Source organism: Tenacibaculum sp. M1.3A (assembly GCF_057732375.1).
The window spans coordinates 1-16,041 of the sequence record NZ_JBYJEF010000001.1; the positions used below are offsets into that span (position 1 = coordinate 1).

Genomic DNA, 16,041 nt, shown 5'->3' on the forward strand with positions numbered 1-16,041 from the left:
GTTGCATCAGGAACTGCTTTTACAAGTCCGTTAACTTTTAATCCAACAGTGGTAGGAACGTATACGGTAATAATAACAGATACCGCATCAAACCCAACCTGTTCGGTAACAAGAACAATTGATATTGCAGCGGCTACAATACCAAGTTTTACAGCATCAGTAATTACAGATAATATTTGTAACGGTGCATCAAACGGGGCAATACGAGTAACGGCTTTAGATAATGGTATTTCGCCATTAACCTATACAATTTCACCTAGCGTTGGTACTTTTGATACAGCAACAAATACGTTTGAAGGTTTACCAGCAGATACATACATTATAACCGCAACAGGTACTAATGGTTGTACTTTTGATGTAACAGAAACTATAAATGAAAATCCAATTATTGATATTTCAGGAGCAGTTACCGTAACAGATTTTGATTGTGCTGTAGGAACAAATACTACAAACAATGCAACTATATCTGTTGATACAACAGGAGCAGGTGGTACAGGCGATTTTGTAAGAGCAATATTTGTATATGACAATGGTACGCCAGCAGATACATCAGATGATATAACACAAGATAGTGGTGTATTTAATTTTACAATAACAAACGAAGCAGGTGGTGAAGTAACCGTAACAGTTTTCGATAGCAACAACTGTTCTGATTCAGCAACAAGAACAATTGCGCCTTTCGCAAGAATAACTGCAGTGACAATTACTCCAGACAGAGCGATTGATTGTAATGAAGGTGAAGATATTTTAGCAACCTATACAAGTACATTGCCTATAGCAAATGTTGAGTACAGGTTATATAATAATACATCAAATGCATTATTAGAAACAAGAACAGCTGATGGTGATTTTGTTACCTTATTACCAACAGGAGTTTACAGAATAGAAGTTGAAAATACCGACACAAATTGTGTGTTTACAGAATTTTATACCGTAAACGATGCGCCAGTATTCGATTTAATTATTGATAATATTCAGCGAGCATGTTTTAATGGTACAGCAAGTGTAGATGTAAGCTTTAGTCCAACATCAACCTATGGTGGCGATTATACATATGAAGTGTTTAATGTTGGTGGTGTAACTACAGGTATTACAGGAGCAGGAGTAGGAACTACAGCAACGACTATTACAGGTTTAGCTGCAGGTAATTACTATGTAACAATTTCGATGATTGATACACCATTCTGTTCACCAGAATCGAATCCTTTCGAAATTGTACAACCAACGGTTGATTTAGCACTGTCAGAAGAATTAACGTATATAAAATGTACACCAACAGATTCTGGAGAAGTTAGTTTAACAGCTGTAGGTGGTTGGGGAGTTTACGAATATGAGTTAGTAAACAATACAACAGGAAATACGATTCAGGCTTTCGATACTAATGCAGTAATTACAGGCTTAACAGCAGGAGATTATATAGCAACAGTAAGAGATGCGAATAACTGTATAGAATCAATCACTTTTACTTTAGAGGATGGTATACCAATAACAGGTACATTTACAGTAACACCAAATGTTTGTATTGATGAAAGCACGGCAACCATTTCGGTTGATGCAGTAGAAGGTCAGTTACAAGCAGGAACCCCGTTATTAACATACACGTATATATTAGAATATCCTGACGGAACAAGAACAGCAAGTCAGTCATCAAATACGTTCACTAATTTACCAGCAGGTATTGGGTATTATGTATTAGTGGCAGATGGTTATTCTTGTGATGGTAGAGTTGGACCTATTGATATTGTAGATCCTACAGAAGTCGTAGCATCAGCAGATATTATAGCAGTTATTACTTGTAATAGTTCAGGACTAGCAATTGTTGAAGTTTCGGGTTCAGGAGGAACAGGGCCTTACGAATTTAGTACAGATGGTATTAATTTTGTAGCCGCTAATGCAGTACCAAATCATAGATTTGATCTTCCTGCAGGAGAACACCAAGTATATGTAAGAGATAACGAAGCATGTATTTCAGATGCAATAACGGTAAGAATTAATCCGTATACAGATGTAACAGCAACATTAGATGTTTCATCGGCATTTATTACCTGTAATGGTGATGCAAACGGCGTATTAATAGCAGATGCTCAAGACGGATTTGGAAACTATGAATACCAATTAGTAGACGAAAATGACGTTGAAATAAGAACATGGCAAAGTGATAATTCATTTGCAGGTTTAGGTGTTGGTACGTATAAAATTAATGTGAGAAGTACCAATGCAGCAGGTGAAGTTTGTAGCACTGTAACAGGTGAGTATACCATAGCAGAGCCAATAGCATTAACAGGTACAGCTGTTGCTACACAAAATGTATCATGTTTTGGAGGTAGTACAGGTATTATTACAGCACAAGGTATTGATGGAAACGGAGGTTATGAATATAATTTAATCTCGGTACCAGCGAATCCATTATATCCAGCAGATAAGTTTGTAACAAACGGTGTGTTCGAGAATTTACCAGCAGCAACCTATTATGTAACCATAAAAGATGTTATAGGATGTACAATTGTACCACCTATTGAAGTTGTAATTACCGAGCCAGATGCATTACAGATAAGTTTAAATAGTGTAACGCAGCAAACATGTTTAGATGATCCAGCACCAACAATTACCGTTGATGTACAAGGAGGAACATTACCTTACTTTATTAGTATTAATAATGTTGAAATAGCAACGCCATATAATACAGGTACCATTAGTTTAGGTGCTGCAGAAGGTATAGAAGATGATACGGTATATGTGATTAGTGTAAGAGATAGTGGTGGCGGATGTCCTTCAGTAGCTTTACCAGCGATTAACACTGATGAAACTATAGACTTAGCTTTAACAGTAGATTGGGAGTACACTTGTCCGGTAGGTAATATTATTGTAGCAATTGTTGCCGATCAATATAAGAATAACATGTCTTATACGTTATATGATGGAGCAGGCATTGCTGTTGCAACAAATACAACAGGAGAATTTGTTGATGTTGCTGCTGGTAACGGTTATACGGTTACGGCAACAAACACAATATCTAATTGTGCTCAAAGTTCAAGTGATCCGATAGACATTGAAGATATTCAAGCATTAACGATGTTTATTGACGATTCACAAAAAAATAAGTTAATAGCAAATGTAGACTTTGGTTTACCTCCTTATAACTTTACTGTTGATGGAGTGGATTACGGAGAGGAAAATGAATTTACAATCCTACAAACTAAAGATTACACGATAACAGTAACCGATGCAAGAGGTTGTCAAGTAACAATAACGATAAGAGGTGTTTATGTAACTATTACGGTGTTAAATTTATTTACACCAGATGGTGATGGTACAAACGATTTCTGGTATCCATTAGAAGTAGAACCTTATCATAACTTAAGGGTATTTATTTATGATAGATATGCTCGTAAAATCGTTAATTATCAAGGTGTTGTGCAAGGATGGGACGGTACTTATGACGGTAAACCATTACCAGCAGGAGATTACTGGTACACTATTTACTTTAATGAGCTATCAGGAGAAGAGAAAAAGTTAATGGGACACTTTACATTATATAGATAAAAATGAGAAAGATATTAATAACAATAAGTATCCTAATTTGTAGTGTCAAATTAGTAGCTCAAGAGGTAAACTTACCTCAATATATAAGTCATATGGCAGATAATCCTTTTTTAATATCGCCAAGTTATGCAGGTATTGGAAGTGGGTTACAGGTACGATTAAACGGTGTAAGCCAATGGGTTGGTGTTGATGGGGCTCCTGATACACAATCGTTAGTGGTTGAAGCTCGTTTAGCAGATCGTTTTGGAGGAGGTATTACTGTTTTTAATGATAAAAACGGATTTACCTCGCAAAAAGGAGTAAAATTATCATTGGCAAGTCATTTAACATTAAGTAATTTTCATGATAGTTTTTTATCATTTGGTTTAAGCTATAATTTTGTGCAATTTGGTATAGATACTTCAGAAAATAATTCAGGAGAATCGGTGCCAAACAGATCACAAACAAGCTCTAATTTCGATGTAGGTATGTTATACCGTTACGAACGATTTAGTATGAGTGTAAATGCAAACAATCTGTTAAATAAAAAAATAGATGATTTTGCAACCAACGAACCAGAATCTTTACGAAGATTTACATTATACACCTCTTATGTATTGGCAAGAATTAGTAATATGGTAGAAATAGAACCTTCTATTTTTGTTGAATACTATGAAGCTGATAAAAGATCGAGAACCGATTTGAATGTAAAAGTAAGAAAAGGTGTTAACGATGGTTATGTTTGGGCAGGTTTAAGTTATACCTTCTTAAATGATCAATTTTTTGTACCTAATGCAATAGCACCATTAATAGGTTTAAATAAGAACAACCTATATATGTCTTATGGTTTTAGTGTAAACATTAATAAGACGCAAGATTTTAATTACGGTACACACATGATTACGCTTGGTTTTGACTATGATAGAAGACCTAGTTTAGCACGTTGTACGCAGAAAATGATGATTTTTTAAAAAAACAAAATAATATTATAAGATCCTCAAGCTAAAACTTGGGGATTTTCTTTTTCTTTGCAATAATGGAAAACAAGAATAAAATTTCAACAAATCTTAATAAATTTATCAGCAGTACAGGTTTTTGTTCTCGTAGGGACGCTGAAAAATTTATAGCAGCAGGTAGGGTAAGCATCAATAAAAATGTTGCTCAATTAGGTAATAGAGTTTTTGAGGGAGATAAAGTGCATGTAGATGGGCGTTTATTAGAAGCAAAACCAACAACACTATACATCGCATTAAACAAACCAGTTGGTATTGTTTGTACCACCGATAGTAAAGAAAAAAAGAACATTGTAAAATTTGTAGGCCATCCAGAAAGGTTATTTCCTATTGGACGTTTAGATAAACCTTCTGAAGGCTTAATATTTTTAACCAATGACGGCGATATTGTTAATAAAATTTTACGCGCAGGAAACAACCACGAAAAAGAATACATTGTTACGGTTGATAAACAAATAACAGATGATTTTATCGCAAGAATGGGTAACGGAATTCCTATTTTAGGAACGGTAACTCAAAAGTGTAAGGTTAAAAAAATAAATGACTTCACATTTCAAATTATTTTAACTCAAGGTTTAAATCGTCAAATACGACGAATGTGTGAATATCTAGAATACGAAGTAACGAAATTAAAACGTGAACGTATTATGAATGTTTCTTTAGATAAACTAAAACCTGGCGATTGGCGAGAATTAACAGCTGATGAAATGAAGGAAATCAATGAAATGATCGCTAGTTCTTCAAAAACAGAAGAAGCATCTACAGTTGTTGAGAAAAAGAAGCCAAAACAACCAAGAAAAAAGGAAGTGCTAAAGCAAGACGATTTTAATAAAAAAAGCGCAACTTTCAGAAAAAACTCACCAAAAACAAAAAGAAATTCTAACCAAAAATTTGGACGTAAACGTAAATAAAAAGTCTTTATAAAAAAGGTAGTTGTAGGTGTGAAATGTAAAATTAAAGCAACAGCCAACTACTTACTAATTATTATGATTTTATTTACTTTTCCAATTCTTAAATAAGCGTATCTTTGCCACTTATGCAATTCGACTTAAAAATAACCGACCCAAAAAGTAAAGCACGAGCTGGTGTTATTACAACCGATCACGGAACAATAGAAACTCCAATATTCATGCCTGTAGGTACAGTAGGTACTGTAAAAGGTGTGCATCAATCAGAGTTAAAAAACGAGATCAATCCAGATATAATTTTAGGAAATACCTATCACTTATACTTACGCCCAAAATTAGAAACTTTAGAAGCCGCAGGAGGTTTACATAAGTTTATGAATTGGGATCGTAATATTTTAACAGATAGTGGTGGATATCAAGTGTATTCGCTTTCTGGAAGAAGAAAAATTAACGAAGAAGGTGTGAAGTTTAAAAGTCATATTGACGGATCTACACATTTCTTTACACCAGAAAATGTGATGGAAACACAACGTACCATTGGTGCTGATATTATTATGGCATTTGATGAGTGTACACCGTATCCTTGTGATTATAATTACGCAAAACGCTCTATGCATATGACGCATAGATGGTTGAAAAGATGTGTAAATCATTTAGAAAAATTACCTTTTAAGTACGGGCACGAACAAACGTTTTTTCCTATTGTACAAGGAAGCACTTATAAAGATTTAAGACAACAATCTGCAGAATATATAGCATCTGTAGGTGCGCAAGGAAATGCCATTGGCGGACTTTCTGTAGGGGAACCAGCAGAAGAGTTATACGCAATGACAGAAATAGTTACGGCTATTTTACCTGAAGATAAGCCTCGTTATTTAATGGGCGTAGGAACACCTATTAATATTCTAGAAAACATAGCCTTAGGTATTGATATGTTCGATTGTGTAATGCCAACACGTAATGCACGTAACGGTATGTTATTTACAGCACACGGATCTATAAATATTAAGAACAAAAAGTGGGGGCAAGATTTTTCTCCTATCGATGAAATGGGAATTACTTGGGTAGATACCATGTACTCGAAAGCGTACTTACGTCACCTTTTTGCAGCAAAAGAAATGTTAGGTAAGCAAATAGCGTCTATTCATAATTTAGGATTCTATTTGTGGTTAACAAGAGAAGCAAGAAAACACATTTTAGCAGGAGACTTTACAGAGTGGAAAGATAAAATGGTAAAACAAATGGACAATCGTTTATAAAAAACTAGTTTTTTGAAAATACTTGATTGGTACATATTAAAGCGTTATTTAGTAACATTTTTGTTTACTTTATTAATATTAATACCCATTGCGGTAGCTATTGATATTGCAGAAAAAATAGATAAATTTTTACGTGATGAAAATTTAACTTTTTATGAGGTAGCAGTAGACTATTATGTGAATTTTATTATTTATTATGCGAATACATTTATGCCTTTGGCATTATTTATAGGCGTAATTTTATTTACATCTCGATTAGCAAATAACACAGAAATTGTAGCTATAAATGGTTCTCAAGTATCCTTTACTCGTTTTTTATACCCTTATTTCCTAGGAGCTACCATTGTTTGTTTAGTAGCTTTATCTATGAATCACTTTTTTGTGCCAACAAGTAGTAAAACAAGAAAAGCGTTTGAAAAAAAATATTTAAGTAAAAAAAAATATTCAGATAACACAGTACGAGAATTTAGCTTACAATTAAACGATAGTACTTATGTGTATCTTCAGCGTTATGATTTAAAAAGAAACTCAGGGAATAATTTTTCTACAGAAATTTATGACGGAATTCAATTAAAACAGCAGCTAACAGCAGATAATATTAACTGGAAAGAAAAAGACAGTGTATTTAAGCTTTATAATTGGAAAATAAGAAAAGTTTTTAAAGATAGAGACAGTATATTTTCAGGTACATCTTTAGATACTACCTTTGCATTTACACCTAAAGATTTTAATTATAAAAATATTTTAGCACAAGAAATGAGATCTCCAGAATTGATTAAATTTATTGAGATTTCTAAAAGTAGAGGCGCAAAAAACTTAAATGTTTATTTGGTAGAATTGTATAAACGAACCAGTTTACCAGTAGCTTGTTATATTTTAACTTTAATAGCAGTTGCCCTTGCGTATAAGAAAAGACGAGGAGGAATTGGCTTAAATTTAGCCTTAGGAATCTCAGTAATGTTTGTGTATGTGTTTTTCTTAAAAGTGGCAGAAGTATTAGGTGGGGTAGCAGGAGCTAATGCCTTGTTGAATGTTTGGGTGCCAAATATGGTATTTGGAGCCTACTCAATTTATTTATACATTAATGGAAGGAAATAAATTAAAAAATTACTTACACCTTCATTTTATCGTTTTTATTTGGGGGTTTACAGCAATATTAGGTGCATTAATATCTATAGATGCTATTCCGTTAGTTTGGTACAGAATGTCACTAGCTGTAGTATTTATAGCACTTTATTTTTTTATCCGCAGAAAATCATTTAAAGTAGATAAAATAGGATTGTTAAAATTTGCAATATCAGGTGTAATTATAGCAGTACATTGGGTTACTTTCTTTAAAGCAATAAAAGTATCAAATGTATCGGTTGCTTTAGTAACGATGAGTACAGGAGCTTTTTTTGCCTCACTTATAGAACCAATATTTTTTAAAAGAAAAATAAAAGCAATCGAAATTATATTAGGTATATTGGTAATTGCTGGGCTTTATATCATCTTTAATTTTCAAAGTCAATATACATTAGGAATTATTTATGCATTAATATCTGCTTTTTTATCAGCCTTATTTGCTGTTTTAAACGGATTATTTATTAAAAAATACGATGCTAATATTATCTCTTTTTATCAGTTAATGTTTGGTGCTTTAGGCATTACTTTATACTTATTATTTACGCAGAAATTTTCAATAGAATTCTTTCAAATATCAGCAAATGATTGGTTATATTTAGTAATATTAAGTAGTTTTTGTACTGCATATGCTTTTATAGCATCGGTACAAGTAATGAAATACTTAACGCCATATACCGTAATGTTAACGATAAATTTAGAGCCTGTTTATGCAATTATTTTGGCGCTGATTATTTTCGGAGAAAAAGAAGAAATGAGTACTGAGTTTTATTATGGTGCTTTTATCGTGCTTTTTGTAGTTTTATTAAATGGTGTTTTAAAAAATACAAGTTTCATAAAAAGCAAGTTCAGTAAAAAATAGTATTATTAAAAAAGGGAAAAAGCTAAAATTTACAATTTTTTAGTATGTTTGCCTTTACAAACGACTAATATAAAATCAAACTATATATAATGGAATATTTAGATTTTGAATTGCCAATAAAAGAGTTAGAAGATCAATTGGCAAAATGTTTTGATATAGGAAAAGAAAGTGATGTTGATGTTACAGCAACCTGTAAAAAAATAGAAAAAAAATTAGAAAAAGCTAAAAAAGACATATACAAAAATTTAACACCTTGGCAGCGTGTACAACTATCACGTCACCCAAATCGTCCATATACATTAGATTATATCAATGCTATTTGTGGTAATACTTTTATGGAGTTGCATGGTGATCGTAATGTAAAAGATGATAAAGCCATGATTGGTGGCTTAGGAAAAATAGGCGATCAATCGTTTATGTTTATCGGACAGCAAAAAGGATACAATACAAAAACACGTCAGTACCGTAATTTTGGTATGGCAAACCCAGAAGGATACCGTAAAGCTTTGCGTTTAATGAAAATGGCAGAAAAGTTTGGTATTCCTGTAGTTACTTTATTAGATACTCCAGGAGCATACCCAGGTTTAGAAGCTGAAGAACGCGGACAAGGAGAAGCAATTGCACGTAACATTCTTGAAATGACACGTCTTAAAACACCTATTATAACCATTGTTATTGGTGAAGGTGCTTCAGGAGGAGCTATTGGTATTGGAGTAGGAGATAAAGTATACATGATGGAAAATACTTGGTATACTGTAATTTCACCAGAATCATGTTCATCTATTTTATGGCGTAGCTGGGAGTATAAAGAAATTGCAGCTGAAGCTTTAAAGCTAACAGGTGAGGACATGAAGCGATTAAAATTAATTGACGGAATTATTGAAGAACCATTAGGTGGCGCACACGCTAATAGAGAAGCAGCCTTTTCAGCAGTAAAAGAACAAATTATAACTGCTTTTGACGAATTAAAAGACTTAAATGATACAGATTTAGTAGCTCAGCGTATGGATAAGTACGCTAATATGGGGGTTTATAAAGAGTAATCATATTACATTTTTCATAAAAAAACCTCGTCTTTAAGACGAGGTTTTTTTATGAAAAATTTATTAACTTCGGCTAAAACTAAATACTATAATGGGAGATACACAAACAATAACATTTTTAGAAGATCTTTTTGAAAGTCATCCAAACTGTTATAATGGTTGGAGTGAAGATTACGCGCAGACAATTGTAAAAAAAGCTTTAAAAGAGCTTAATTATGAGGGTGAAGAAGTTGTTTTTACAAAGTATGCTTGTAAAGCTATTGATGAAGATAATTGGAGAACCAAAGTGTGTTATGTAGAAACAGAGCAACCAGGTTTTTTCTATATCATGAGAGATATGGTAGATCATATTAATGTAGTTTATAATAGATGGGACTAATAATATAGTATTTCTACACACAAAAAAAGCAACCGATTTCGGTTGCTTTTTTGTTATGGTATATTTAAATATTTATGGGTTTGTAAAGAAACACGCCAATTCGGATTTTTCATTACATAATCTACAATTAAAGGAGTCATTTGCTCTTTTTTACTCCATTCTGGTTGTAAAAAGAGCTGACATTTTTTGCCAACTTTTTCAGCTTGTTCTTCAGCAAATTGAAAATCATTTTTATTATGAATGATCATTTTCAATTCATCAGCTTCTTTATAGCACTCTTTTGTAGGTAATTTTGTTTTTTTAGGAGATAAGCAAAACCAGTCCCAAACTCCAGAAAAAGCATAGGCACCAGAAGTTTCAATATGTGTTTTCATTCCTTTATCCTGAAGTTCTTTGGTAATATAATCTAAACTCCACATTAACGGTTCTCCTCCAGTAATTACGACCGTTTTAGCCCATTTTTGGGCATTGGTAACAATCAGATCTGTTTTTGTTGGTGGGTGCAAATTAGCATCCCAACTTTCTTTCACGTCACACCAATGGCAACCAACATCACAACCACCTATTCTAATAAAATAAGCAGCAGTACCTGTATGAGACCCTTCACCTTGTATTGTATAAAATTCTTCCATTAAAGGAAGCATTTCACCTTTATCTATTAACTCTTTTACTTCTTTTTTCAACATAAGTTTGCAAATGTATATATTATTCAAGTATATTAGACGAAAAAAATTATGAAAAACCCACTTATTTTACTTTTTACTCTCTTTCTTTATTCGACAATTTTAAGTCAAGAACAAAAAAAAGAAGATGTAGTAATCCAAAATTTCTTAATTGATAATACCAATTTTCATAACCAATTGAAAGAGAAATTCTTTTTGGATACAGATAAACAAGTATATTATTCTGGAGAAAAGGTTTGGTTTAAAGCATATGTTGTTAAAGATGTAGATAATAAGCCATATAATACTACAACTAATTTATATGTTAATTTGAAATCTCCAGAAGGAGAATTAATTGAAAAAAAAATGTTTTTTTGTGAAAAAGGAACCTCTTTTGGTGAAATTAAACTACCAAAAAGTTTAAAATCAGGGAAATATTTTATTGAAATAGAAACTGTTTGGAATAGGAATTTTACTAAGCAAAATTATCAGTATCAAGTTGATGTTATTAATAAAGATAACGAACTTATTACAAGTAATGAGCCCAATAAGAAAGAGGAATTAAATATTGAATTTTTTCCTGAATCAGGAGTACTTTTAAAAAAAAGATATAATAAAGTATTTTTTAAAATTAATAAAGGAGAAAATCCTATTGAAATTGTAGGTGAAATAGTGGATGATTTGACAAAAGAAAAAATGGGGAATATCAAATCAGATTCATCCGGAAGAGGAGTTTTTGATGTCTATATTAGGGAGAAACAACGAAAAATTATTGTTTTAAACTTTAAAGGCAATCAATATAAATTTCCCTTACCTAAAGCTAGTAAAAAAGGATTTATTTTAAATAAAGTAAAAGAAGATACTAAATCTATTTTTTTTAGAATAAAAACAAATCAAGAAACTATTGAGAAGAATAATAAGGATACTTTATTTCTAGTACTTGAAAGAAAAGGTTTTGCAAAATCAATTAATCCAATTATTTTAAATAAGAAATATGAAAATTATATTATAAATTTTCATAAAGAGACTTTTTTTGAAGGGATTAATAGCCTTTATTTATTTGATAATAATAAAAATATTTTAGCCAGAAAAAATGTTTTTATATCAAAAGGATTAAAAGTTAAATTGAATGCTACGTTAAAACAAGAAACTAAAGACTCTTTATACATAAATCTAGAGTCATTAAACTATTATAAAAAGTTAAATACTAGTGTTTCTGTTTTACCTTACAAATCAAAGATTATTAATGAAAATAATATAAAAGCAAGTTTTTTGACTTCGCCATATATAAACTTGTATAAAGATAATTTTAAGTATTTAAAAAAAGAAGATGAATTAGCAATTAATACTATATCTAATACTGACTTAAATAAGTCTCTGGGAGGATTTAATGGAGGGTATGCTTTTGAGCAAGGAATTAGTTTAGAAGGGAAAGTTAGTAATTTAATCTTTAAGAGTAATGAAAATAAAACAGATTTTGAAGTAGTATTATCTTCTAAAGATAACGGCATATTTTTAACTACAAAATTAAATTCAGATAATATTTTTAAATTCGATCATTTTAAAATGGATCATCCATCTGAATACCAATTATACTTATTAGATGATAAAGGTAATATGAGACCTTGTAGTTTTCATGTTTTTGATAACAATGATATTAATAAAAAGGAAAATGTTTTTTTAAAATTAAAAAAAGAAGATAAAATTATAATAAACAATAATATTATAACATATAAAGAAGAAGCTGAAGATAAAATTATAATAAACAATAATATTGTAACATATAAAGAAGAAGCTGAAGATGAAATATTAGATGAGATTGTTTTATCATCCATAAAAAGAAAAGAAAAAGAAAAAAAGATTGTATTTCCTCAGTTTTCGGACCTAAACAGTGCTAACTTTAAAACAGAAAAAATATTAAAGTCAAGATTAATGTCTACAAATACAATTGCAGATGTAGTTCACGGTATTCAAGGAGTTAATTTTATTAATTCAGCACATAAGATAGTTTTTACTGGAAGAGGTGTGAATACATTTTTAGGGGATCTAAGTGCTTTAGTAATTTTTAACGGATCTGTTCTTACAAACCATGGTCTATTAAAAGAAATTAGGGCTTCTGAATTAGACGGTAAAATTAGAGTGAGTAAATCAGGAGCGGGTTATGGTGTTAGAGGAAGTAAAGGGGTTTTAGTTATAAATACTAAAAAAGCAACAAGCAACAAGCAAAATAAAAAATTACCATTATATAATCATAAAGAGAAGTTTAAAAATAATGTTCAAAAAGAAAGATTTAAAAAATATACAACAAGTTTTGGATATGCTAAAGCTTCAAATACCTATATAAACGAGAGTCTAGAGAGTGAAAAGATAACTACTAAAGTTATAGATTGGTTTCCTAATTTTAATATTAATCCAAATAAACCTAATATATTAAAGATAAAAAAATCAGGCGAAAAAGGAGTTAATTTAATTATTAATGGTTTTAGTGAAGAAGGGGAGTTACTTCATGAAATAATTAAGATTCCGTATAATCTTAATTAAATTAAAGAATCTTTTTTGTTACTTTTACGCGTTTTATCAATAAAAAAGAACCAAAGCAATCATGAGTAAATCCGAAGCGTTTTTTAAATATATAACTGAGGGCTATAAAAGCAAAGGAGATTTTATCACTTTAGGCGCAGGTATGTTGGGTGAAGAGACCATAACGAATGCATTGATAAATATTCCGTTAAAAACTTTAAATCGTCACGGTTTAATAGCGGGAGCGACGGGTACAGGTAAAACTAAAACGTTACAGGTATTGGCAGAAAATATGTCTGACAAAGGAATTCCGGTATTGTTAATGGATATAAAAGGTGATTTAAGTGGATTGGCACAACCAAGTCCTGGGCATGCGAAAATAGACGAGCGTCATCAAAAAATTGGTATTCCTTTTAACGCTACAAAGTTTCCCATAGAGATTTTATCAATATCTGAACAAAACGGAGTGCGTTTACGAGCAACGGTATCTGAATTTGGCCCGGTTTTATTATCGCGTATTTTAGATTTAACAGATACGCAATCGGGAATTGTAGCAATTATATTTAAATATTGCGATGACCATAAATTACCATTATTAGATTTAAAAGATTTCAAGAAAATTCTTCAATTTGTAACGAATGAAGGAAAAGAAGAAATTCAGGTTGAGTATGGCCGAATTTCTACTGCAAGTACCGGCGCAATTCTTAGAAAAATTGTTGAAATAGAACAACAAGGCGGTGATTTGTTTTTTGGAGAAAAATCATTTGAAGTAGATGACCTAACACGTATTGATGAAAACGGACGTGGTTTAATATCTGTTTTAAGACTAACAGATATTCAAGATAAACCAAAATTGTTTTCAACTTTTATGATGCAACTATTAGCAGAGGTGTATGAATCATTCCCAGAACAAGGAGATAGTGACAGACCTGAATTAATTATTTTTATTGATGAAGCGCATTTGGTTTTTGAAGAAGCATCAAAAGCATTGTTAAATCAAATAGAAAGTATTGTAAAATTAATTAGATCGAAAGGAATAGGTTTGTACTTTGTAACGCAAAATCCTAAAGATGTGCCAGAAGATGTTTTAGCGCAATTGGGAATGAAAATTCAGCATGCTTTAAGAGCTTTTACGGCAAAAGATAGAAAAGCTATTAAGTTAGCCGCAGAAAATTATCAGGATTCTTATTATTATGATACAAAAGAAGTATTAACACAATTAGGAATAGGAGAAGCCTTGGTTTCAGTACTAAACGAAAAAGGAATTCCGACTCCGTTAGCACGAACTATGTTGCGTGCACCGATGAGCAGAATGGATGTGCTTACAGAAAAGGAAATAAAGCAGGTATTAGATAATTCGAGATTGATACCTAAGTATAACGATACTGTTGATAGAGAAAGTGCTTACGAGTTGTTAAATGAGAAGATTGAAAAAATAAATAAAGAGAAAACAGCAGGTGCTCTTAAAGAAGAAAGAGCAAAAACAAGCAGAAGATCTTCAGCAACAAGAAGTAGAAGCACACGACAAAACCCGATTATAAAAGTACTAACCAGTGCTACATTTATTCGCAGTGTTTTCGGAATATTAAAAAAAGTATTAAAATAAAACAAATAGTATATAAAACCGTTTCTAATAATAACAAACCAAATAAATAAATGAATGAATGAAAAATTTAATTAAACCCCTAATAATCGCATTAATTTCAGTGGTATTTATGCAATGCGGTAACAGTAAATACGATGTTTCTAAAGGTAAAGTAGGTAAATTAACCACAAAAACAACAATGCAAGAATTAGACGGAATTTTTAAAAACGATTCTGTAGTAAAAATATTAAGCGAAGGAGCTAAGGGAAATAATTTTTATCAAGAAGATGATAAATATGAAATTTTCGAAAAAGGAGGAAAGCATTTATTAACGATTGTACCAAATGAACAATTAGACTCTTTATCAACTATAAAAAGTATCGAAATTTATGATAATCGTTTTAAGACTAAATCGGGTTTAAATATTAGTTCTTCATTTCAAGAAATTAACGCTAATAATACGATAAGTAAAGTTGAATCATCATTTTTATCAGCTACCTTATTTATAGACGATTTAAATGCAACAATTGCATTAGATAAAGAAGATTTAGGTTTAAAAGATTTTAGTACACAAAAAGTAACGATAGATCAAATACCTGATTTAGCTAAAATAAAATCACTAACCATTTGGTTTAATTAAAAAAACAAACAGAAAGTCGAAACAATTGTTTCGGCTTTTTAATTTTTATATAATGAGTAAAAAATATACAATTCAAAGAAAACCATTTGTAGTACCAACTACTGATGGTAAATTAATAGAAGAGCATTTTGGCAATGCTACAGATAAAAACCCTAATGTAAGTATTGCTCATATGGTTGCGCCGGTTGGTTGGAGTGAGCCTTTTCAAACACCAGAATTTGAGGAGTATACCTATATTATAAAAGGAAAAAAGCAATTTATAATTAGCGATGAAATAATTGTGTTAGAAAAAGGAGAGTCGATTAAAATAGAAAAAGGAGTACGAGTTCAATACTCAAATCCGTTTAGCGAACCTTGTGAGTATTTAGCTGTTTGTATGCCTGCTTTTTCAATTGATTTGGTGCATAGAGAAGAGGAATAGAATAATTTTAAGGAGATTTGTTACGTTGAATTTATTTGATAATAACAGTACTTTATAAATCGAAAAAACATCAAATTGAATTTGTTTCAATTTGATGTTTTTTTA

The 16,041-nt window shown here is 31.2% G+C and carries 13 protein-coding genes; 12 read left to right on the plus strand and 1 reads right to left on the minus strand.

Annotated features, from left to right (window positions below):
- The 8 genes from AC28QF_RS00005 to AC28QF_RS00040 form a co-directional block, all read left to right on the plus strand.
- Positions 1-3,543, plus strand: a 3,543-nt coding sequence (locus tag AC28QF_RS00005) for a T9SS type B sorting domain-containing protein (protein ID WP_488200402.1), incomplete at its 5' end; no start/stop codon positions are given.
- A gap of 2 nt (positions 3,544-3,545) precedes the next feature.
- Positions 3,546-4,493 carry a PorP/SprF family type IX secretion system membrane protein gene (locus tag AC28QF_RS00010; RefSeq protein ID WP_488200401.1) on the plus strand — a complete coding sequence of 316 codons (948 nt, stop codon included), beginning with the start codon at positions 3,546-3,548 and terminating at the stop codon, positions 4,491-4,493.
- A gap of 65 nt (positions 4,494-4,558) precedes the next feature.
- Positions 4,559-5,446 carry a 23S rRNA pseudouridine(2604) synthase RluF gene (gene rluF / locus AC28QF_RS00015; RefSeq protein WP_488200400.1) on the plus strand — a complete coding sequence of 296 codons (888 nt, stop codon included), beginning with the start codon at positions 4,559-4,561 and terminating at the stop codon, positions 5,444-5,446.
- 125 nt (positions 5,447-5,571) lie between these two features.
- Complete coding sequence (gene tgt, locus AC28QF_RS00020; RefSeq protein ID WP_488200399.1) at positions 5,572-6,702, plus strand: tRNA guanosine(34) transglycosylase Tgt; 1,131 nt, start codon at positions 5,572-5,574, stop codon at positions 6,700-6,702.
- A gap of 12 nt (positions 6,703-6,714) precedes the next feature.
- Positions 6,715-7,800, plus strand: coding sequence for an LptF/LptG family permease (locus tag AC28QF_RS00025; RefSeq protein ID WP_488200398.1), 1,086 nt, complete (start codon positions 6,715-6,717; stop codon positions 7,798-7,800).
- Positions 7,787-8,686 carry a DMT family transporter gene (locus AC28QF_RS00030; protein WP_488200397.1) on the plus strand — a complete coding sequence of 300 codons (900 nt, stop codon included), beginning with the start codon at positions 7,787-7,789 and terminating at the stop codon, positions 8,684-8,686. The genes AC28QF_RS00025 and AC28QF_RS00030 overlap by 14 nt, the downstream gene beginning before the upstream one ends.
- A gap of 89 nt (positions 8,687-8,775) precedes the next feature.
- Positions 8,776-9,729, plus strand: a complete 954-nt coding sequence (locus AC28QF_RS00035; RefSeq protein WP_488200396.1) for an acetyl-CoA carboxylase carboxyltransferase subunit alpha — start codon at positions 8,776-8,778, stop codon at positions 9,727-9,729.
- A 91-nt stretch (positions 9,730-9,820) separates the two neighbouring features.
- Positions 9,821-10,108 (plus strand): hypothetical protein, encoded by a 288-nt coding sequence (locus AC28QF_RS00040; RefSeq protein WP_488200395.1) that lies wholly within the window; start codon positions 9,821-9,823, stop codon positions 10,106-10,108.
- A 53-nt stretch (positions 10,109-10,161) separates the two neighbouring features.
- Here AC28QF_RS00040 and AC28QF_RS00045 read toward each other — a convergent pair whose 3' ends face one another.
- The gene (locus AC28QF_RS00045; RefSeq protein ID WP_488200394.1) at positions 10,162-10,794 is read right to left on the minus strand and encodes a 7-carboxy-7-deazaguanine synthase QueE; all 633 of its coding nucleotides are present in this window, start codon (positions 10,792-10,794) and stop codon (positions 10,162-10,164) included.
- A 48-nt stretch (positions 10,795-10,842) separates the two neighbouring features.
- Here AC28QF_RS00045 and AC28QF_RS00050 point away from each other — a divergent pair, with 48 nt between their 5' ends.
- The 4 genes from AC28QF_RS00050 (at position 10,843) to AC28QF_RS00065 (ending at position 15,936) form a co-directional block, all read left to right on the plus strand.
- Positions 10,843-13,311: a hypothetical protein gene (locus tag AC28QF_RS00050; RefSeq protein ID WP_488200393.1), complete on the plus strand. Its 2,469-nt coding sequence runs from the start codon at positions 10,843-10,845 to the stop codon at positions 13,309-13,311.
- Positions 13,312-13,372: 61 nt separating this feature from the next.
- On the plus strand, positions 13,373-14,896 hold the full coding sequence (locus AC28QF_RS00055; protein ID WP_488200392.1) for a helicase HerA-like domain-containing protein: 1,524 nt from the start codon (positions 13,373-13,375) through the stop codon (positions 14,894-14,896).
- A 58-nt stretch (positions 14,897-14,954) separates the two neighbouring features.
- On the plus strand, positions 14,955-15,515 hold the full coding sequence (locus AC28QF_RS00060; protein WP_488200391.1) for a hypothetical protein: 561 nt from the start codon (positions 14,955-14,957) through the stop codon (positions 15,513-15,515).
- Positions 15,516-15,567: 52 nt separating this feature from the next.
- Positions 15,568-15,936: a cupin domain-containing protein gene (locus AC28QF_RS00065; protein ID WP_488200390.1), complete on the plus strand. Its 369-nt coding sequence runs from the start codon at positions 15,568-15,570 to the stop codon at positions 15,934-15,936.
- Positions 15,937-16,041 lie beyond the last annotated feature (105 nt).